At 71.7% G+C, this 18,789-nt stretch carries 19 protein-coding genes and 1 riboswitch; of the genes, 5 read left to right on the forward strand and 14 right to left on the reverse strand.

Annotated features, from left to right (window positions below; all coding sequences use genetic code 11):
• A partial coding sequence (locus BEK98_RS39770; protein ID WP_143684222.1) for an amino acid permease occupies positions 1-520 on the reverse strand: 520 nt, incomplete at its 3' end.
• A gap of 41 nt (positions 521-561) precedes the next feature.
• Positions 562-1,518, reverse strand: a complete 957-nt coding sequence (locus tag BEK98_RS39775; protein ID WP_094221659.1) for a hypothetical protein — start codon at positions 1,516-1,518, stop codon at positions 562-564.
• Positions 1,519-1,771: 253 nt separating this feature from the next.
• Between BEK98_RS39775 and BEK98_RS39780 the strand changes: the two genes are divergently transcribed.
• Together BEK98_RS39780 and BEK98_RS39785 are read left to right on the forward strand one after the other, a co-directional pair.
• Positions 1,772-2,392, forward strand: coding sequence for a uridine kinase family protein (locus tag BEK98_RS39780; RefSeq protein ID WP_094221660.1), 621 nt, complete (start codon positions 1,772-1,774; stop codon positions 2,390-2,392).
• A 430-nt stretch (positions 2,393-2,822) separates the two neighbouring features.
• Complete coding sequence (locus BEK98_RS39785) at positions 2,823-4,685, forward strand: AAA family ATPase (RefSeq protein ID WP_094221661.1); 1,863 nt, start codon at positions 2,823-2,825, stop codon at positions 4,683-4,685.
• 99 nt (positions 4,686-4,784) lie between these two features.
• On the opposite strand, the gene BEK98_RS39790 is transcribed toward BEK98_RS39785, so the two are convergent.
• The 9 genes from BEK98_RS39790 to BEK98_RS39830 form a co-directional block, all read right to left on the reverse strand.
• Positions 4,785-5,870 carry a hemolysin family protein gene (locus tag BEK98_RS39790; RefSeq protein ID WP_094221662.1) on the reverse strand — a complete coding sequence of 362 codons (1,086 nt, stop codon included), beginning with the start codon at positions 5,868-5,870 and terminating at the stop codon, positions 4,785-4,787.
• The gene (locus tag BEK98_RS39795; protein WP_094221663.1) at positions 5,867-7,201 is read right to left on the reverse strand and encodes a hemolysin family protein; all 1,335 of its coding nucleotides are present in this window, start codon (positions 7,199-7,201) and stop codon (positions 5,867-5,869) included. The genes BEK98_RS39790 and BEK98_RS39795 overlap by 4 nt, the downstream gene beginning before the upstream one ends.
• A gap of 173 nt (positions 7,202-7,374) precedes the next feature.
• Entirely contained in the window at positions 7,375-7,818 is a 444-nt protein-coding gene (locus BEK98_RS39800) for a PH domain-containing protein (RefSeq protein WP_094221664.1), read from the reverse strand.
• A gap of 14 nt (positions 7,819-7,832) precedes the next feature.
• Positions 7,833-8,681 (reverse strand): ATP phosphoribosyltransferase, encoded by an 849-nt coding sequence (gene hisG, locus BEK98_RS39805; RefSeq protein ID WP_094221665.1) that lies wholly within the window; start codon positions 8,679-8,681, stop codon positions 7,833-7,835.
• A gap of 46 nt (positions 8,682-8,727) precedes the next feature.
• Positions 8,728-9,000: a phosphoribosyl-ATP diphosphatase gene (locus BEK98_RS39810; protein WP_031486114.1), complete on the reverse strand. Its 273-nt coding sequence runs from the start codon at positions 8,998-9,000 to the stop codon at positions 8,728-8,730.
• 34 nt (positions 9,001-9,034) lie between these two features.
• The gene (gene ribH / locus BEK98_RS39815; protein WP_094221666.1) at positions 9,035-9,520 is read right to left on the reverse strand and encodes a 6,7-dimethyl-8-ribityllumazine synthase; all 486 of its coding nucleotides are present in this window, start codon (positions 9,518-9,520) and stop codon (positions 9,035-9,037) included.
• A 22-nt stretch (positions 9,521-9,542) separates the two neighbouring features.
• Positions 9,543-10,853: a bifunctional 3,4-dihydroxy-2-butanone-4-phosphate synthase/GTP cyclohydrolase II gene (locus tag BEK98_RS39820; RefSeq protein WP_094221667.1), complete on the reverse strand. Its 1,311-nt coding sequence runs from the start codon at positions 10,851-10,853 to the stop codon at positions 9,543-9,545.
• Positions 10,850-11,491: a nicotinamide mononucleotide transporter family protein gene (locus tag BEK98_RS39825; RefSeq protein ID WP_094221668.1), complete on the reverse strand. Its 642-nt coding sequence runs from the start codon at positions 11,489-11,491 to the stop codon at positions 10,850-10,852. The genes BEK98_RS39820 and BEK98_RS39825 overlap by 4 nt, the downstream gene beginning before the upstream one ends.
• The gene (locus tag BEK98_RS39830) at positions 11,488-12,093 is read right to left on the reverse strand and encodes a riboflavin synthase (RefSeq protein ID WP_094221669.1); all 606 of its coding nucleotides are present in this window, start codon (positions 12,091-12,093) and stop codon (positions 11,488-11,490) included. Before BEK98_RS39830 ends, BEK98_RS39825 begins: the two co-directional genes overlap by 4 nt.
• A 163-nt stretch (positions 12,094-12,256) precedes the next feature.
• Positions 12,257-12,387: riboswitch (FMN riboswitch) on the reverse strand.
• Between the two features lie 259 nt (positions 12,388-12,646).
• Here BEK98_RS39830 and BEK98_RS39835 point away from each other — a divergent pair.
• Together BEK98_RS39835 and BEK98_RS39840 are read left to right on the forward strand one after the other, a co-directional pair.
• The gene (locus BEK98_RS39835; protein ID WP_094221670.1) at positions 12,647-13,534 is read left to right on the forward strand and encodes an RNA polymerase sigma-70 factor; all 888 of its coding nucleotides are present in this window, start codon (positions 12,647-12,649) and stop codon (positions 13,532-13,534) included.
• Positions 13,535-13,629: 95 nt separating this feature from the next.
• A complete protein-coding gene (locus tag BEK98_RS39840) occupies positions 13,630-14,373 on the forward strand; it encodes an SDR family oxidoreductase (protein WP_094221671.1) in 744 nt (247 codons plus the stop codon).
• 28 nt (positions 14,374-14,401) lie between these two features.
• On the opposite strand, the gene BEK98_RS39845 is transcribed toward BEK98_RS39840, so the two are convergent.
• Positions 14,402-15,610, reverse strand: a complete 1,209-nt coding sequence (locus BEK98_RS39845) for an ROK family transcriptional regulator (RefSeq protein ID WP_094221672.1) — start codon at positions 15,608-15,610, stop codon at positions 14,402-14,404.
• 121 nt (positions 15,611-15,731) lie between these two features.
• On the opposite strand from BEK98_RS39845, the gene BEK98_RS39850 reads away from it, so the two are divergent.
• Complete coding sequence (locus tag BEK98_RS39850; protein ID WP_094221673.1) at positions 15,732-16,946, forward strand: MFS transporter; 1,215 nt, start codon at positions 15,732-15,734, stop codon at positions 16,944-16,946.
• Here the strand turns inward: BEK98_RS39850 and BEK98_RS39855 are convergent.
• Positions 16,906-17,364, reverse strand: coding sequence for an acyl-CoA thioesterase (locus BEK98_RS39855; protein ID WP_094221674.1), 459 nt, complete (start codon positions 17,362-17,364; stop codon positions 16,906-16,908). The two genes, BEK98_RS39850 and BEK98_RS39855, sit on opposite strands and share 41 nt — an antisense overlap.
• 102 nt (positions 17,365-17,466) lie before the next feature.
• Complete coding sequence (locus BEK98_RS39860; RefSeq protein ID WP_094221675.1) at positions 17,467-18,723, reverse strand: alginate lyase family protein; 1,257 nt, start codon at positions 18,721-18,723, stop codon at positions 17,467-17,469.
• Between the last annotated feature and the right edge of the window lie 66 nt (positions 18,724-18,789).

Raw genomic sequence — 18,789 nt, forward strand, 5'->3', positions numbered from 1 at the left:
TGATCACGGCCGTGATCAGGACCGTCTGGTGCGCGGTCGGCCGGTACGAGGTCCACTGCAGGGCGACGAAGGCCTGGATGAAGGTGGCCGCCGCATAACCGGTGGCGGCAGTGCCGCCGATCTGGCCCACGAAGTTGAGCCAGCCGGTGAACCAGGACCAGGCGCCCTTGTGCCGCTTGGCGAGTTTGCCCGCGGAGAAATACAGCGCGCCGCTCGTCGGATAGGCGGAGGCAACCTCCGCCATCGCCGCGCCGATGAACAGCACCATCACGGACACGCCGATCCAGCCGAACACGAGAATGCGGGGGCCGCCCGCGTTCATGCCGTATCCGAAGGACGAGAAAATACCCGAAAGGATATTGATGATGGTGAAGGAGATCGCGAAATTGTCGAACGCCTGGAAACGCCGGGTGAGTTTCCGGGGATAACCCATCGCATGCAGGGTCGCGTCGTCGTCGATCACGACCGGGTCTTTTCCCCCACGAGCCTTCGCCCGTGGAGTCGATATCCGTTCCGACACAGATCGGCCTTTCTCTCGGTGGGGGCAGAGCACGTGCGGGGTCAGGCGGGTCCCGGGACGGGCAGGCCGCAGGCGCGCCGGGCCCGGGAGAGCTGCTCGGCGGGGTCGCCGAAGGCACTCCAGGGCATGCGCGAGGCGTACGGGCCCATCGCCGTGAAGACCGCCCGGGCCTCGAACTCGCGCTGGCCCATGACCAGCGCGTGCGCGAGGTAGGCCAGGTCGAGCACCGGGGTGAAGCGGTAACCGGCCACCGCGGGCAGCCAGTTCTGGTAGATCGCCAGCGCGGTGGAGCGCCACTGGGGCTGTTCCCAGACGCGGTCGGCGAGCAGCTGGGTGGGGTTGTAGCTCTCCACCAGGGCGACCAGCGGCAGCAGCCGGAGGGCGGAGTCGGCGGGCGCCCGCTGGCTGAGGAAGGCGGCCACGTCCCAGGCCGCGTTGACCGAGCCGCCGTAGCGGGTGAAGAAGGACGACAGGAAGCGGTGGTGGCCCTCGCGGTGCCACGGGTCCAGGGACAGGACGTGCGCGAACAGCCGCCAGGGTCCGGGCGGGGCGGTGAGCAGTCCCTGCGGGGCGGGGTCGCGCAGCCGGTGCAGCCGGGCCATGGCCAGCTTGGCGACCCAGGGGGTGGGGTCGTCGGGGGCCATGGCGGCCGCCCGGTCGCAGGCGGTCAGCGCGATCCGCTCCAGCGCCTCGGCGCGTTCGTCGCGTGCGTCGGCGGCCCGCATCGCGCGCTGCACCGCGACCCGGGCCCACATCAGCGCCGCTTCGGGGGTCGGCTCCTCGGCGAGCCAGCGTTCCACCAGGTCGGTGCCGGCGGCCTCGGAGGCCAGCACCAGCGAGCGGTGGGCGCGCAGAGCGAAGTCGGAACGGGTCTCGGCGAGGGCCTCGGACGCGTATCGATAACGCCCGGCGCGCACATCGACGCATACGCTCGCCAGGACACGGTCGTCGGCCGCCGGATGCCATACATAGTGCCCTTCGAATAACTCCGCGACCATGTCCCCCTGTCCATCCCCGTTCGACCGCATCGCAGTTGCGCAGGAGGCACCTTACTCAGCAGCCGACGCACCGGGAACGGCAGGTTTCACATGTCGGTCAACGGATGGGGAAATGTTAATCCGTTTGATTGACCGGCGGTCAGCCAGTAGTTCAAGAAGTGACGTTTTTCGGCCCACTGGTCCAGTCACTATGGGCCACTACTAGAATGTTTCCGGAAAACACCCCACACCGCACCACACCTCGGGAATCGCCATTCACGACCTCGCCGCCCGGCTGCGCGGGCTTCCTCCCTCCGTGGGACCGGTCCGGCTGATCGCCGTCGACGGGCACGCCGGCTCCGGAAAGTCCACCTTCGCCGGGCGGTTGGCCGCCGCGCTGGGCGGGGCGCCCGTGCTGCACCTGGACGACATCGCCAGCCACGAGCAGCTCTTCGACTGGACCGACCGGCTCCTGGCCCAGGTGATCGGCCCCCTCTCCCGTGGCGAGAGCGCGCACTACACCCCCTACGACTGGCGCGCCCGCGCGTTCGGCCCGCCGCTCCCGCTGCCGGCCGCTCCCGTGGTGGTCATCGAGGGGGTCGGCGCCGGCCGCCGGGCGCTGCGGCCGTATCTGGCCCGGCTGCTGTGGATGGAGTTGCCCCGCGAGGAGTCCTGGGCGCGGGGCAGGCTGCGGGACGGGGACGAGCAGCGGGAGTTCTGGGCCGGGTGGGTCGAGGCGGAGCACGCGCACTTCGCCGCCGACCCTTCGCGCCCCCATGCCGATCTCCTGGTGCGCCAGACGCCGGAGGGGTACGCGGTGCTACCGGGACCCGCGAGGACCGCGGAACCGGACCAGGAGGTCACCCAGGGTGACGAGCCATCGGCGATGTGCTGAAACTGTGAAGACCCTTGCGGGGGAACTTCTTTGAGTGCATCGACGGCGCTTGACCCGGGGACCGTACAGGACTTACGTTCTCAATGTGCGGCCATTCGAAGCCGCCCACAGACGCGAAGCCCCCGGTTGTTCCCCCGTGATCGGGGGCTTCGTTCTGCCCGCGGCCCGTTTTCCGGGCGCCCCGCGCACCGATCCGCTCACCCTCGGTCACCGTTTCGTGTGCGCCCCGTCTGCTCCCACCTCGCCAAACGGCCCGTGCGGCACCCTTCGGCGCGCGGTCGTCCCACGGGTACGATGCCCTCGGTGCGACCTTCGAGCGGCTGCCTCGCGCACCTGCAACTCCGGTCCGCGGCACAGCGGTTCGACCGCGGCGGCCGTCGGGCGACTGCCCGGCGGTGAACCAACGGGGGCACGGTTTGTGGGGGACGTGATGGACTTCGGCACGCAGGGCCCCGAGGCCCCGGCCGACCTCGCCTGGCTGCGAGGTGTGGACGCCTACACGATGGGTGCCTACCCGCAGGCGGAGGAGGAGTTCCGCGCCGCGGCGCGGATGGATCCGGGGATGGCGGACGCCTGGCTCGGGCTGCACGCGCTGCGCGTCGACACGACGACCGCGCTGCTCAGGATGTTCCGGCACCGGGACCGCTTCGGGGAGCAGCGTGCCCGGCACCGCCGGACCCTCAACTCCTGGTACTGGCTGGGCTGGTGGGTGCAGCCGGTACTGGAGAGCCCCCGCGATCTGCTGCTGGCGCACGCCTCGCACTGGCTGGACGGCCGGCACGTCCCGGAACTGGACCGCGCGCTCGCCGGGCTGCCCCCGGTCGACACCGACCCGCAGGTCCGCTTCCTGCACGCCTGCCGCGCCTATCTCGTCAAGGACTGGGACCAGCTGGTCCGGCACACCGATCCGCTGCTCGACGACCCTCTGCTCGGCATCGAGGCGGGCCTGTTCGGCGGCATGGCCCGGGTCCGGCTGGAGATGTACGGGCAGGCCGAGCCCCTTCTCTCGGCGGCGCTGATGCGCTGCCGCAGCGAGCAGCCGCAGCGCAAGGAGCTGCGGTACTGGCTGGCGCGGGCGCACGAGGGCACCGGGCGCAGTGCCGCTGCCATGCCGTTGTACCGCGCGGTGCACCGGGTCGACCCGGCCTTCATGGACACCTCGGCCCGGCTCGCCGCGATCGCCGAGGGCGACGGGTACGACGACCCGGCCGACTTCGCAGCGATCACCCTGACCGGTGCCGGTGCGGACGCCATGGACGGGCCGGACACGCTCGATCCGCTCTTCGGCACCGAGGGACGCGATCTCAGGCTGCCGGACCCGGACCTGCCGATCGGACCGCTGCCGTCGGTCCCCGATCCGGCGGTGCGGATCAAGAGCGGGGTGCCGGTCTCGCCGCTGCCGGCGGGGCCGACGGACGCCGCATTACTTGAAGAGGCGCTCGCCGAGCTGGAGCGCATGGTGGGCCTCGAACCGGTCAAACGCCAGGTCAAGGCGCTGTCGGCACAGTTGAACATGGCGCGGCTGCGGGCCGGGCAGGGGCTGCCGGTGCAGCCGCCGAAACGGCACTTCGTCTTCTCCGGGCCGTCGGGGACCGGGAAGACCACGGTCGCGCGGATCCTGGGCCGGGTCTTCTACGCTCTCGGCCTGCTCGGCGGCGACCATCTGGTGGAGGCCCAGCGGGCCGATCTCGTCGGCGAGTACCTGGGGCAGACGGCCGTGAAGGCCAACGAGCTGATCGACTCCGCGATCGGCGGGGTGCTGTTCGTGGACGAGGCGTACTCGCTGTCCAACTCCGGCTACGGCAAGGGCGACGCGTACGGCGACGAGGCCCTGCAGGTGCTGCTCAAGCGGGCCGAGGACAACCGGGACCACCTGGTGGTGATCCTGGCCGGCTATCCGGAGGGCATGGACCGGCTGCTCGCCGCGAACCCCGGGCTCTCCTCCCGTTTCACCACCCGGGTGGACTTCCCCTCCTACCGGCCGCTGGAGCTGACCGAGATCGGCAGGGTGCTCGCGGCGGACAACGGGGATGTGTGGGACGAGGAGGCGCTGGAGGAGCTGCGGTCCATCGCCGGGCACGTGGTCGATCAGGGGTGGATCGACGAACTGGGGAACGGACGGTTTCTGCGGACGCTGTACGAGAAGAGCTGCGCGTACCGGGATCTGCGGTTGTCGACCTATCCGGGAGTGCTGTCGCGCGACGACCTCGCGACGCTGCGACTGCCGGATCTGATGCAGGCGTACGGAGAGGTGCTGTCGGGGCGGGGACCGCACGATCCGTCGGCCATGTAGGCGGAGCCGAGCGCCCCAAAGGGGCGCGGGGCTGTATCGACATGCGGCTCCGCCGCGTGGGCGCGATCAGCCCCCGCGCCCCCGCAGGCGGGGACGGCGCTACGTGGCCAGTGCTTCCTCCGGTTCGCCGCTCGCCCTCGGCTCGGAGACCCTCGGTTCCGGTGTCTCACGGTGCGCCGGGTCCCGTACCTCGCCCACCAGGAGTTCCAGGGCGTCCTCCAGGGCGACCAGGCCCAGGACCCGGCCGGAGGCGTCCGCCACCTGGGCCAGGTGGGTGGCCGCTCGGCGCATGACCGTCAGGGCGTCGTCCAGGGGGAGTTCCGCGCGCAGGGTGGTCATGGGGCGCCAGACGTGCTGGGGGACGGCCCGGCCGGAGTCCTCCAGGTCCAGGACGTCCTTGACGTGGATGTAGCCCATGAACGCACCCGTCCCGGCCGCCACCGGGAAGCGGGAGTAACCCGTGCGGGCCGTCAGGTCGACGATCTCCCCCGGGGTGACCGACGGAGTCACCGTCACCAGGGACTCGCGCCGCAGCAGGACGTCCGTCACCGGGCGGGAGCCCAGCTCCAGGGCGTCCTCGAGGCGCTCCCGCTCCTCCGGGCCGAGGAGGCCCGCCTGGCCGGAGTCCTCCAGCAGGCGGTTCAGCTGCTCGCTGGTGACGACGGCCTCGACCTCGTCCTTGGGCTCGACGCGGAAGAGCCGCAGGATGGCCTGGGCGCAGGCGCCGAGAGCCACCGTGATCGGCTTGCACACGCGGGCGAAGGCGACCAGTCCGGGGCTCAGCCACAGCGCGGCCTTCTCCGGGGCCGCCATCGCCAGGTTCTTCGGCACCATCTCGCCGATCACGAGGTGGAAGAAGACCACGGCGGCGAGCGCGATCACATAGCCCAGCGGGTGGATCATGCCGTCCGGCAGGTGGACCGCCTCGAACAGCGGCTCCAGCAGGTGCGCCACCGTCGGCTCGGCCACCGCGCCGAGCGTCAGGGAGCACATGGTGATGCCGAACTGCGCGGCCGCCATCATCTGCGGCAGCCGCTCCAGGCCGTACAGCACCTGCCGGGCCCGGGCCGTGCCGAGCGGTTCGATCTGGCTGCGGCGCACGGAGACGAGCGCGAACTCGGCGCCGACGAAGAAGCCGTTGGCGAGCACCAGCAGAGCGGCGAAGACCAGTTGGAGGACGCTCATCGGACGGCCTCCATGACGTTGACCGCGGGGACCGTCCTGACCAGGCGGACCCGTTCGGCGCGGTAGTGGCCGACCCGGCGGACGGACAGCCGCCAGCCGGGCAGTTCGGCCCGGTCGCCGGGGGCCGGGATCCGGCCGAGCAGGTCGGCGACCAGGCCGGCGACGGTCTCGTACGGCCCCTCGGGCACGTCGAGGCCTATGCGGAGCAGGATGTCGACCCGGCAGCTGCCGTCGACGTCCCAGGCGGGCCTGCCGTCCTCCGGCGGGGCGGGGGCCAGCTCGGGCATGTCCTTGGCGTCGTGCTCGTCGCGGACCTCGCCGACGAGTTCCTCGACGATGTCCTCCAGGGTGACCACGCCCGCCGTGCCGCCGTACTCGTCCACGACCACCGCGATGGGCTGCTCGCTGCGCAGCCGGGCGAGCAGGGGCTGGACCGGCAGCGTCTCGGGGACGAGCAGCGCCTTGCGGGCGATACGGCCGACCGGTGTACGCAGCCGGTCGCGCACGGGGACCGCCAGCGCGTCCTTGAGGTGGGCCATGCCGACGATCTCGTCGATCTTCTCGCGGTAGACCGGGAAGCGGGACAGACCGGTGGCGCGGGTCAGGTTGACGACGTCCTCGGCGGTGGCCGTGTCCTGGAGGGCGCTGACCTTCACGCGCGGGGTCATGACGTGCTGCGCGGTCAGGTCGCCCAGGGACAGCGTGCGGACGAACAGGTCGGCCGTGTCCTGTTCCAGGGCGCCGGCCTGGGCCGAGTGCCTGGCCAGGGACACCAGTTCGCCCGGGGTGCGGGCGGAGGCCAGTTCCTCGGCGGGCTCCACGCCGAGGGCGCGCACCAGCCGGTTGGCGACCGTGTTGAGCACGGCGATCACCGGGCGGAACAGGCGGGAGAAGTGGTGCTGGGGGCCCGCGACGAAGCGCGCGACCTGCAGCGGCCGGGACACCGCCCAGTTCTTGGGTACGAGTTCGCCGATCACCATCTGGATCGCGGAGGCCAGCAGCATGCCGACGACCACGGCGACCCCGGAGACGGCGCCCTCGGGGATGCCGGTCGCCGTGAACGGGCCGCGCAGCAGCTCGGCCAGGGCCGGTTCGGCGAGCATGCCGACGACGAGGGAGGTGATGGTGATGCCGAGCTGGGTGCCGGAGAGCTGGAAGGAGAGTTCCTTCAGCGACTCCACGACCGTACGGGCGCGCTTGTCGCCCTCGGCGGCGGCCTTCTCGGCGTCCGGGCGCTCGACCGTCACCAGGCCGAACTCGGCCGCCACGAAGAAGCCGTTGGCGAGAATCAACAGGAACGCCGCTCCGAGGAGCAGCAGGGGGATGGTCATGCCGCCGCCTCGGTATGTCGGGAGGGGGCGGCGCAGGTACTACAGGACGATCCGTCCATCGCTGGAGGGAGTCACTCCTCGGGTAGCAGGGGGCCTCTGAGGGCCGGGGGCACTGCAGAGGCGGAGGCGTACGGAAAACGCCTCCGCCAACAGATTAATCAAGACATGGCCCTCTACGGCAGATCCGTAGTCGAGTGGGCCTCGGCGAGCGCCCGGAGGGCCTTCGCGTCGGCGATGGCGTGCTGCTTGGCGATGCCCGGCTGGATGCCGAGCGCGGGCAGGCTGGTGCCGTCGCTGAGATTGAGGAACACCCAGGGGTCGCCCGGACGGAGGTTCACCTGGAGGATCTCCGCCCAGGCCAGGCGCCGCTTGCTGGCGATATTGACGACGGTGACGCCGGACTCGTCGGCGACGACCTTCACCCGGGCGAGCTGGGCGAGCACCCAGAAGAGCAGTGCCCCGGTGATGACGAAGCTGAGCCGCTCCCCCGGGCCGAGGTGCTCCAGCAGCATCGCGATCCCGGAGATCACCAGGAAGATCACGACACCGGCGGTGAGCAGGATCACCCGGGTTCGGCCCGGCCGGAAGGTGACGGGCAGGGTCGGCAGGTCGGTCATGGTCGTACGGTCCCTCAGAGGCGGCAGGCGTGGATGGCCGTGGTCAGGATGGCCCGGGCGCCGATCTCGTACAGGTCGTCCATGATCCGCTGCGCCTCCTTGGCGGGGACCATGGCGCGGACGGCGACCCAGCCCTCGTTGTGCAGCGGGGAGACGGTCGGCGACTCCAGGCCCGGCGTCAGGGCGACGGCCTTCTCGAGCTGCTCGACGCGGCAGTCGTAGTCCATCATCACGTAGGTCCGCGCCACGAGGACGCCCTGGAGGCGGCGCAGGAACTGCTGGACCTTGGGTTCCTCGCCGTCGGCGCCGGTGCGGCGGATGACGACGGCCTCGGACTTCATGATCGGCTCGCCGAAGACCTCCAGGCCCGCGTTGCGCAGCGAGGTGCCGGTCTCGACGACGTCGGCGATGACCTCGGCGACGCCCAGCTCGATCGCGGTCTCGACGGCGCCGTCGAGGTGGACGACGGAGGCCTCGATGCCGCTGTCGGCGAGGTGCTGGGCGACGATCCCCTCGTAGGAGGTGGCGACCGTCTTGCCCTTCAGGTCCTCGATGCCGTTCGCGGTGCCCGGCTTGGCGGCGAAGCGGAAGGTGGAGCGGGCGAAGCCGAGCGGCAGGATCTCCTCGGCGTCGGCGGCGGAGTCGACCAGGAGGTCGCGGCCGGTGATGCCGATGTCGAGGCGGCCGGAGGAGACGTAGATCGCGATGTCGCGGGGGCGGAGGTAGAAGAACTCGACCTCGTTCTCCGGGTCCACGATCCGCAGCTCTTTGGACTCCCGGCGCTGCTGGTAGCCGGCCTCATGCAGCATCTCCGCCGCAGGGCCGGACAGTGAACCCTTGTTGGGGACGGCGATGCGCAGCATGAGGTCGGCTTCCTTTGCGTGAGGTGTGCGGGTGGGAGTGCGTGACTTACAGGTGGGCGTAGACGTCGTCGAGCGAGATTCCGCGGGCGACCATCATCACCTGGACGTGGTACAGCAGCTGCGAGATCTCCTCGGCGGCCGCCTCCTTGCCCTCGTACTCGGCGGCCATCCAGACCTCGGCGGCCTCCTCGACGACCTTCTTGCCGATGGCATGGACGCCCTTGCCGACCAGCTCGGCAGTGCGGGAGGTGGCGGGATCGCCGTTGGCGGCCTTGTGCTGGAGCTCGGTGAACAGCTCCTCGAACGTCTTCTTGGACATGGTGAGCCCCACCCTACGCGGTTTGCCGTACTCCCTAGTGCCAGGGTTCAGATACTGAGCGGAGCGTGGCCGCCGTCGCCACCGCGGCCGTCACCGCCTCGTGCCCCTTGTCCTCGTTGGAGCCCTCGATACCGGCCCGGTCCAGGGCCTGCTCCTCGGTGTCGCAGGTGAGCACGCCGAAGCCGACGGGGACGCCGGTCTCGACGGCCACCTGGGTGAGGCCCTGGGTGACGCCCTGGCACACGTAGTCGAAGTGGGGGGTGCCGCCGCGGATGACGACGCCGAGGGCGACCACCGCATCGTAGCCGCGGCCCGCGAGGACCTTGGCGGCGACCGGCAGCTCGAACGTGCCGGGGACCCGGATCAGGGTCGGCTCGTCGATGCCCAGCTCGTGCAGGGCGCGCAGCGCGCCGTCCACCAGACCGTCCATCACCTTCTCGTGCCACTGCGCCGCGATCACGGCGACCCTGAGGTCGCTCACGTTGCGTACGGACAGTTCCGGTGCACCCTTGCCGCTCACGTCTCTCCTTAGTGCTGTTCGCTTACTGGTTGGCGCAGGTGGCCGCGGACGCGGCCGGGGCTGACACGGCCGGCGTGTCCAGCCAGGGCAGGTCGTGCCCCATCCGGTCCCGCTTGGTGCGCAGGTACCGGAGGTTGTGCTCGCCCGCCTGGACCGGCATCGGCTCGCGGCCGGTGACCTTCAGGCCGTGGCGCAGCAGCGCGTCGGTCTTCTCGGGGTTGTTGGTCATCAGGCGGACGCTGCGGACGCCGAGGTCCGCGAGGATCTGCGCACCGGCGCCGTAGTCGCGGGCGTCGGCGGGCAGGCCGAGTTCGAGGTTGGCGTCCAGGGTGTCGCGGCCCTGCTCCTGAAGCTCGTAGGCGCGCAGCTTGGACAGCAGGCCGATGCCGCGTCCCTCGTGTCCGCGCAGGTAGACGACGACTCCGCGGCCCTCCTCCTGGATGCGCTCCAGGGCGGTGTCCAGCTGGGGGCCGCAGTCGCAGCGCAGGGAGCCGAAGACGTCGCCGGTGAGGCATTCGGAGTGGACGCGGACCAGGACGTCCTCGCCCTCGCCGATCTCGCCGTGGACGAGGGCGACGTGCTCGACGCCGTCGAGGGCGGACCGGTAGCCGTACGCGGTGAAGGTGCCGTGCACGGTGGGCAGGCGGGTCTCGGCCTCGCGGCGGACGGTGGGTTCGCTGCCGCGGCGGTAGGCGATCAGGTCCTCGATGGAGATGATCGTCAGGCCGTGCTTGCGGGCGAACGGGATCAGCTCGGGCAGCCGCAGCATGCGGCCGTCCTCGCCGGCGATCTCCACGATGGCGCCGGCCGGGCGCAGGCCCGCGAGCCGGGCGAGGTCGACGGCGGCCTCGGTGTGGCCGTTGCGGACCAGGACGCCGCCTTCCCTGGCGCGCAGCGGGAAGATGTGGCCGGGGCGGACGAAGTCGGTGGGCTCGGCGGTGCCGTCGGCCAGCAGCTGGAGCGTGGTGGCGCGGTCGGCGGCCGAGATGCCGGTGGTGACACCGTGCGCGGCGGAGGCGTCGACGGAGACGGTGAACGCCGTCTTCATCGACTCGGTGTTGTCCGCGACCATCTGCGGCAGCTGCAGCCGGTCGAGTTCGTCGCCCTCCATGGGCGCGCAGATCAGGCCCCGGCACTCGCTCATCATGAAGGCGACGATCTCGGGGGTCACCTTCTCGGCGGCGACGACGAGGTCGCCCTCGTTCTCCCGGTCCTCGTCGTCGACGACCACGATCGGGCGGCCGGCGGCGATGTCGGCGATGGCCTGCTCGACCGGGTCGAGCGTGAAGTCCTCGATGTCGTCCGGGCTGTAGAGGACGGGTGCCGTAGTCATGCCGGTGCTCCTTCCAAGACCGGCTGCGCGGTCCGGCGGGAGCGCAGCCACCAGTCGCGCATGCCCCACAGGACGAGCGCGCCGTAGATGACGTAGACGAAACCGGAGAAGGCGTAGCCGTTGGCGAAGTTGAGGGGCACGCCGACGAGGTCGACGAGCAGCCAGGCGAACCAGAACTCGACCATGGCCTTGGCCTGGGCATACATGGCGACGAGGGTGCCGACGAAGATGTAGGCGTCCGGCCAGGGGTCCCAGGACAGCTTCGGGTAGGCCGTGAACAGCAGGGCCACCGCGACGGTGCCGGCGGCGGCAGCGGCGAGCATCACCGCGCGCTCGCGCCAGGTGGCGAACCGGGGGGCGATGTGCCCGTCCTCGGCCTTGCCCTTGGTGCGCTGCCACTGCCACCAGCCGTACAGCGCGACGGCCATGACGACGGCCTGCTTGCCGGCGCTGCCGGTCAGGTGGCCGTAGAAGGCGGCGAAGAGGACGAGACCGGACAGGAACTGCACCGGCCAGGTCCACAGGGAGCGGCGCCAGCCGAGGGCGAGGGTGATGAGGCCCAGGATGTTGCCGACCATGTCGGACCAGATGATGTGCTGGCCGAACATGGTGAACGCCTCGGAGTTCAGCCAGCTCACTTGCCGGCCCCCTGACCGGCCGCGAGCAGCCGCTCCACGTACTTGGCGATGACGTCCACCTCGAGGTTGACCGGGTCGCCGGGCTGCTTGTGGCCGAGCGTGGTCAGGTCGAGGGTGGTCGGGATGAGGCTGACGGTGAAGTAGTCCGGGCCGGCCTCGACGACGGTGAGGCTGATGCCGTCGACGGTGATGGAGCCCTTCTCCACTACGTAGCGGGCGAGGTCCGCGGGCAGCGAGATCCTGACGATCTCCCAGTTCTCGGAGGGCGTGCGGGCCAGCACCTGTCCGGTGCCGTCCACGTGGCCCTGCACGATGTGCCCGCCGAGGCGCGCGCCCACGGCGGTGGGGCGTTCGAGGTTGACCCGGGAGCCGACGGCGAGCGCGCCCAGGCTGGAGCGCTGCAGGGTCTCGGCCATGACGTCGGCGGTGAACTCGTCGCCCTCGTGCTCCACGACGGTGAGACAGACCCCGTTCACGGCGATGGAGTCGCCGTGCTGCGCGCCCTCGGTCACTACGGGGCCACGGAGCCGGAAACGGGACGCGTCGCCGAGGTTCTCGACGGCGGTGATCTCACCCAGCTCTTCGACGATTCCGGTGAACACTTCCCGGGTCCTCCTGCCTCGTTAGGGCACGGACTCCGGGGCCTGTCGATGACGACAGAATGGACGGGTGAGCAGCACCGTGAGCGCTGCCGACGCCGAAAAGGACCCGTCCACACATGGACGAGCCCAGATACGGCGGCACGCACACGAACATGCCCGCCCGCCGCGCACTGCCTCCCATCCGGACTTTAACCGTCGGTCCAGGAATTTCACCTGGTCAACCGGCCGCTGGAAGCGACCGGGTCGCGGACTGTAACCGCCGGTTCGGACTTTCACCGACCCCGGAGTGCGCTGCTTCTGGTACACGGCCAGTGTGCCACGCCGGGTGGCCGTCCAGACAGGCGGAGGGTGTGGGCTCCCTCACAGCGTGTGTCGCTGGACTTGCGCGGTGGAACCGGCCTGGTCAACTGCCGTGCGAAGAGCGAGGGTTGACCTTGGTCCAGACCCATTGACCACACTGGTCTAGTCCTTTTAGGGTGCGGGCGGGCCCGGTGGCGGTGACGACGGCCCTTGCCCGCCGCCGGGTCGCCCACGCCTCTGACAGGGTGGGCCCATGACGACGCCGCTCGCCGACGAGTTCGAGTCCCACCGCCCCCGGCTGTTCGGCCTGGCCTACCGCCTGCTCGGCTCCGCGCAGGAGGCGGAGGACGCGGTGCAGGACGCGTATCTGCGGCTCAGCGGCGCCGACCGCGCGGGCATCGAGCATCTGGGGGCGTGGCTGGCCAAGACCGTCACCAACCTCTGCCTGAACCGGCTGGCCTCCGCCCGGGTGCGCCGCGAGGAGTACGTCGGGACCTGGCTGCCGGAGCCGGTGGTCACCTCCGACGGGACGCTCGGACCGCTGGAGTCGGCGGAGGTGCGCGAGCAGGTCTCGATGGCGATGCTGGTGCTGCTGGAGCGGCTGACCCCCACCGAGCGCGCGGTGTTCGTGCTGCGCGAGGCGTTCGCCTACGGCCACCGGGAGATCGCGGGCGTCCTGGACCTGAGCGAGGCCAACTGCCGCCAGCTGTACCGGCGCGCGGTGGGCCGGGTGGCCGCGCCGGAGTCCCGGTTCGAGCCCGCTCCCGAGCGGCGGGAGGAGCTGGTCGCATCGTTCGTCACGGCAGCCCGGGAGGGTGACCTCGCCGGCCTGGAGAAGCTGCTGGCGGCGGACGTGACCTGGTGGAGCGACGGCGGCGGCAAGGTCACGGCGGCCCTGCGGCCGATCGAGGGCCGGGACAAGGTCGTCCGCTTCCTGGTGGGCATCTCCCAGCGGTTCGCGACCCGAGTGGACTTGGCGGTGGTGGAGGTCAACGGCGAGAACGGAATGGCCGCGTGGGTGGGCGACACCCTGCTCGGGGTCTTGGGATTCGAGGTGCGGGACGGGCGGATCGCGCAGGTGCGGGCCGTGATGAATCCGGACAAGCTGGAGTACGTACGACGGCAGCTCACCCGCCCGTAGCCGGGGCCTGTCACATTCTCGCGGGGCTGCGCGGTCTCAGCTGGCGAAGGGCGCCCCGACCAGGGGTGCCCCGGGTCCGGAGGGACGGAAACAGCATGACCACGATCCTGGTGACCGGCGGAACCGGCACGCTGGGGCGGCTCGTCACCGAGCGGCTGCGGGCGGACGGGCACGAGGTGCGGGTGCTCAGCCGGCACACCCAGCCCTACGCCGTCGACCTGCGCGCGGGCGGGCTCGGTCTGGACGCGGCGCTCGACGGCGTGGAGACGGTCGTGCACTGCGCGAGCAGTCCGCGGGGCGGCGACGAGCAGGCGGCGGACCACCTGATCGCGGCGGCACGGCGGGCGGGGGTGGGCCACCTGGTCTACATCTCCATCGTCGGCGTCGACCGGGTGCCGTTCGGCTACTACCGGTCCAAGCTGGCGGTGGAGCGGCGGATCGAGGAGTCGGGGCTCGGCTGGACCGTGCTGCGGGCGACGCAGTTCCACGACCTGGTGGTGACACTGCTCCAGGGGCTGGCCAAGCCGCCCGTCGTGCTGGTGCCGGCCGGGGTGTCGGACCAGCCGGTGGAGGTGGCCGAAGTGGCGGACCGGCTGGCCGAGTTGGCGCGCGCGGCACCGGCGGGGCGGGTGCCGGACATGGGCGGGCCCGAGGTCCGTACGTTCGATTCCCTGGCCCGCGCCTATCTGCGGGCGACCGGCAGGCGCCGACCGGTCGCGAACCTGCCTCTGTTCGGCAAGACGTACCGCGCCTTCCGCGCCGGCGGCCATCTGACACCGGAGCAGGCCGTGGGCAAGGGGACCTTCGAGGAGTACCTGGCTCGCCGCTTCGGGCGGTGACGCTCCGGGGGATGACGCTCCCGTACGACTAGCGCTCCGCCGGTGCGAACAGCTCGTCCTGGGCCCGGTCCCGGGCCGTCAGCAGGGCCCCGCGCAGGACCGCGGCCCCGCCCAGGCTGCTGGCCCGTACCTCGGTGACCAGCGGTGACATCCGGCGGAGCCGCTCTTCCACGCGTGCGGCGAGCACCGCTCCCCCGGCCTGTCCGACCTCGCCGCCCAGGACCACGCAGCCCGGGTCGAGGATGGAGGCGACGGAGGCGGCCCCGATGGCGACCCGGTGGGCGAGGGCGTCGAGGAAGCGGTCGGCGGGGCCGGATCCCGCGCCGGGCAGGCCGGTGACCTCGGCGACCGCCTCGCGCACCACCGCGGCGACGCCGGGACCGTCCATCGGCTCCGCGCGCGGCAGGCCGAACTCCCGGGCCAGTGCGCCGACCGCCGCCGCCCCGGTCAGCGAGTGGAAGCCGCCGTCGCAGTCCGTCGCCGAGGGCAGTGCGGTCGTCCCCGGGACCGGCAGGAAGCCGATCTCGCCCGTGCCGCCGGAGGCGCCCCGGCGGAGGGTGCCGTCCAGGACGACCGCGGCGCCGACGCCATGCCCCAGCCAGAGCAGGACGAAGGTGTCACGGTCGTGGGCGGCGCCCTCGCGCTGCTCGGCCAGGGCGGCCAGGTTGGTCTCGTTCTCCACGGTGACCCGGGCCTCGGGCAGCCGTTCCTGCAGGGCCGCGGCCAGGCGCCGGTGCCAGGCGGGCAGGCCGCCGGAGTCGCGCAGGTCGCCGGTGGCCGGGTCGACGAGGCCGGGCGCTCCGATGCCGACGGTGTGCAGCCGGTCGGCGCCGGCCTCCTTCGCGGCACGCTCCACGGCCGCCACCGCCTGCTCCACGGCGGGTCCGGTCCCGGTGTCCCCGCCGATCGGCACGGCCGCCTCGGCCAGCACCCGCCCGACCAGGTCGGAGACCAGCACGAAGACGCCCTCGGTGCGTACGTCGAGCGCGGCCAGGTGGGCGCGGTCGGCGACGATGCCGTAGAGCCGGGCGTTGGGGCCCCGGCGCTGCTCGCCGGACTCGCCGACCACGGTGATCAGGCCGGAGGCGGTGAGCCGTTCGACGAGGTCCGCGACCGTCGGCCGGGACAGTCCGGTCAGCTGCTTCAACTGCCCTGCCGTCAGCGGGCCTTCCCGCTGCAACAGGCGCAGGGCGAGCCGGTCGTTGATGGCCCGGGCGGTGCTCGGTGATGCGGGCATGACCGGAATCCTCCCAGACGCGGGCGGCCGTAATGCTCACTATCTATCAGGCAGGGTCCCTGATAGTTTACGGCGGTGCCGCGACGGAGCGGTGGGGAAACTCCCGGGGAGGGGTTGGAACATGGGTGACGTGGGTCACACGCGTGACGAAGTCAGGCGCGCCCGGTATGCCGTGGCGGCCGTGTTCGCCGTGCACGGCGCGGTCACCGGCTCCTTCGCGACCCGCGTGCCGTGGATCCAGGACCACGCCTCACTGAGCGCGGGACAGCTCGGGTTCGCGCTCGCGTTCACGGCGTTCGGCGCCTCCTGCGCGATGCCGCTGGCGGGCCGCATCAGTCACCGCTTCGGCAGCCGTACGGCCCTGCGCGGGCTGATCGCGCTGTGGACGCTGGCGCTGGTCCTGCCGTCCTTGGCGCCGAACCTGTACACGCTGTGCTTGGCGATGTTCGCCTACGGCGCGACCGCGGGCATGGCCGACGTGGCGATGAACGCGCTGGGTGTCGAGGTGGAGCGACTGCTCGGCAAGTCGATCATGTCCGGTCTGCACGGCATGTGGAGCGCGGGCGCGCTGACCGGCTCGGCCGCGGGCACGCTCGCCGCCCACCTGGGCGCGGACGCGCGCGTGCACTTCGCGCTCGCCGCCGCCGTCCTCACCCTGCTCGGACTGCTGGCCTGCAACTGGGTGCTGGACCTGCAGCCCGCCGCGGACGAGGAGCCGCCGCCGCGGTTCGCGCTGCCGCCCCGCTCGGCCCTGCTGATCGGCGCGGTCGGCTTCTGCGCGGTGTTCGCGGAGGGGGCGAGCCTGGACTGGTCGGCGGTGTTCCTGCGGGACCGGCTGGACAGCTCGGCCGGTCTGGCGGCGGCGTCGACGACCGGGTTCATGCTGACGATGGCGGTGGCCCGGATCGCCGGGGACGCGGTGGTGAACCGCTTCGGCGCCGTTCGCACGGTGCGGGCCGGCGGTGTCCTGGCCGGTCTCGGCGGCCTGCTGGTCGTCGTCGCCGGGTATCCCGCGGTGGCGATGGCCGGGTTCGCGCTGATGGGACTCGGGATCGCCGTGGTCGTGCCGCTGTGCTTCGCGGCGGCCGGCCACTCCGGCCCCAACCCCAGTCAGGCGATAGCGGGCGTGGCGACGATCACCTACACCTCGGGGCTGATCGCGCCCAGCCTGATCGGCGGGGTGGCGCAGGCGACCAGCCTGACGGTCTCGTTCTGCGTGGTGACGGCGCTGGCCTGCGGGCTCGCCCTGTTCGCCGGTGTGCTGCACACCGCCGAGCGCGGCGGCCGGACGCGGGTCAGTCCGCAGGCCGCAGCAGTTCCCGACCCGCGGCCCTGAAGGAGTCGCTCCACGGCGCGGGGCGCATGGTCGTCGCGTCCAGCCGGACCAGCACCCGGGTGCCCTGCGCGTAGGTCCGGGTCCCGTCGGCCGAGCAGAAGCGGAAGCCGTAGGTCAGGCCGGTGGTGCCGAGCCGTTCCAGCCAGAGGTGGACGGCGTAGGTGCCCGGGCGGGTCACCGGCGCCTCGTAGCCGATCCGCAGCTCGCGGACGGCGTTGCACGCGTCGCCGGCGGCCACCCAGTCGCCGTCGAACCGGATGCCGTGCTCGGTCCACAGCTCCGTCCAGGCACGCTCCACCATCAGCGGATAGCGGGCGTTGTGGAGCAGCCCGAGCGCGTCCAGGTCGTCGAAGTGGACGGTGACGGGGATCAGCCGGCCGTAGGCGACGGCGGGGGCTATCGGGGCTTCGGCGGTCACGGGAGGGGCTCCTGAGCGTGGGGTACGGGGCGGTGGGAACACTCCATACTAAGCGACCGCTCAGGAGCCCCGGCCGGGAAGGCCCCGGTCAGACCTGCCTGTTCAGCCCGCTATCGAGTCCAGCTGCTCGGCGGCGGGACGCAGCGCCCACAGGTCACCATCAGGAGGCCCCTCGAGGTCGGGCACGGCCGCCTTCGCCGCCGCGTCACCGGCGTCCGCCGCCGCATGGACGACGTCGCTCGCCGCGTACCGGTGGAACTCCAGCTCGGGATGCGGCCAGGCGGCGGCACCGGTCGCGGCCGGCAGCAGATAGTCCACCGCCCTGAACAGGCTCTGCCCGTCCGGCCCCCGATAGGCCCAGAGGTTCACGCCCACGTGCCGGCCGATGGCGGCGAGCCGGGTGTAGGCGACGAGGTCGAAGGTCGAGTAGTGCCAGCTGCGGGTGCGGGCGAGTTCCTGCGGCTGGCTGCCGTCGGCGGCGATCTGCGGGTCGATCCGCTTGGCGCGCTCGTCGAGCACGGTCCGCCGGGCCAGGTCCGTGTCGCCGGTGGCGTAGGCGAGGGCGGCGAGCTGCATGTCGTAGAAGGTGCCGTGGTTGTTGGCGGCCGCGCCCTCCTGCCTGCCGAAGTCGCTGTTCTTCAGCCAGCCGAGGAAGTCGGTGTTCCACTTGCCCATCGCGGTGCGGTCCTTGGAGGTCCAGCCGGGGGCTCCGGTGGCGAGGATCGCCTGGGCGTCCAGCACGCTCGTGTACGACTGCGAGAAGTCGATGATGCCGATGGCCCGGCCGTCGTACTTGCACGGGATGAACTGGGCGTGGTTCAGATCGGGGTTCATCCGGGTGGCCGGGTCGAGGAACCAGGTGCGCAGGATCCGACCGGCCTTCTCGGCGTAACTCCGCTTGCCGGTGTAGTACCAGGCGAGCGAGAGGTCGTACGTGGAGTCGAAGACCTTCTCCACGTCCTGCCGGTCCGTGCCGCTGTCGACCTCGGGATTGCGCTGCCCGTCGCGCTGGACGTACGGGCAGCCCCAGGGGTTGTCGGCGGTGGGGGTGGTCGTGGGCCACCAGTAGGGGGCCTGGCTCAGGTAGTCGTGGACGTCACCGCCGGGGGCGGGCCTGGGCTTGTCGACGACCGTCCAGGGACCCTGGTCCAGCCAGGCGTCCGCACGGGTCGTCAGGTCCTGGAGCGCGCGCCGGAGTCGGGGGTCGTGGTCCAGGCGGGCCCGGGTCTGCTGGAGGCCGCTGCCGTCCAGCACGGCCGTCCGCGGGGCCTTGGGCGCCGCGTGCGCGGAGGGGACGAGCACGGCCGAGAAGGTCACCACCGCGGCCAGCAGCACGGTCGCTCGGGATCTTCCACTCATCGAGCACTCCGATCGTCATGGATCAGGTATGTGAACATAGTTCATGAGTAGGACCGTGCGAGCGTA

It is taken from the genome of Streptomyces diastatochromogenes, from assembly GCF_002242805.1.
Taxonomy (GTDB): Bacteria; Actinomycetota; Actinomycetes; order Streptomycetales; family Streptomycetaceae; genus Streptomyces; species Streptomyces diastatochromogenes.

What these genes read in the sequence shown, in the direction of transcription:
- BEK98_RS39775 (WP_094221659.1), bottom strand. Translation starts at nt 1,518, where the DNA reads ATGGTCGCGGAGTTATTCGAAGGGCACTATGTATGGCATCCGGCGGCC.
- BEK98_RS39785 (WP_094221661.1), top strand. Translation starts at nt 2,823, where the DNA reads ATGGACTTCGGCACGCAGGGCCCCGAGGCCCCGGCCGACCTCGCCTGG.
- BEK98_RS39790 (WP_094221662.1), bottom strand. Translation starts at nt 5,870, where the DNA reads ATGAGCGTCCTCCAACTGGTCTTCGCCGCTCTGCTGGTGCTCGCCAAC.
- BEK98_RS39795 (WP_094221663.1), bottom strand. Translation starts at nt 7,201, where the DNA reads ATGACCATCCCCCTGCTGCTCCTCGGAGCGGCGTTCCTGTTGATTCTC.
- BEK98_RS39800 (WP_094221664.1), bottom strand. Translation starts at nt 7,818, where the DNA reads ATGACCGACCTGCCGACCCTGCCCGTCACCTTCCGGCCGGGCCGAACC.
- hisG (WP_094221665.1), bottom strand. Translation starts at nt 8,681, where the DNA reads ATGCTGCGCATCGCCGTCCCCAACAAGGGTTCACTGTCCGGCCCTGCG.
- BEK98_RS39810 (WP_031486114.1), bottom strand. Translation starts at nt 9,000, where the DNA reads ATGTCCAAGAAGACGTTCGAGGAGCTGTTCACCGAGCTCCAGCACAAG.
- BEK98_RS39820 (WP_094221667.1), bottom strand. Translation starts at nt 10,853, where the DNA reads ATGACTACGGCACCCGTCCTCTACAGCCCGGACGACATCGAGGACTTC.
- BEK98_RS39835 (WP_094221670.1), top strand. Translation starts at nt 12,647, where the DNA reads ATGACGACGCCGCTCGCCGACGAGTTCGAGTCCCACCGCCCCCGGCTG.
- BEK98_RS39840 (WP_094221671.1), top strand. Translation starts at nt 13,630, where the DNA reads ATGACCACGATCCTGGTGACCGGCGGAACCGGCACGCTGGGGCGGCTC.
- BEK98_RS39845 (WP_094221672.1), bottom strand. Translation starts at nt 15,610, where the DNA reads ATGCCCGCATCACCGAGCACCGCCCGGGCCATCAACGACCGGCTCGCC.
- BEK98_RS39850 (WP_094221673.1), top strand. Translation starts at nt 15,732, where the DNA reads ATGGGTGACGTGGGTCACACGCGTGACGAAGTCAGGCGCGCCCGGTAT.
- BEK98_RS39860 (WP_094221675.1), bottom strand. Translation starts at nt 18,723, where the DNA reads ATGAGTGGAAGATCCCGAGCGACCGTGCTGCTGGCCGCGGTGGTGACC.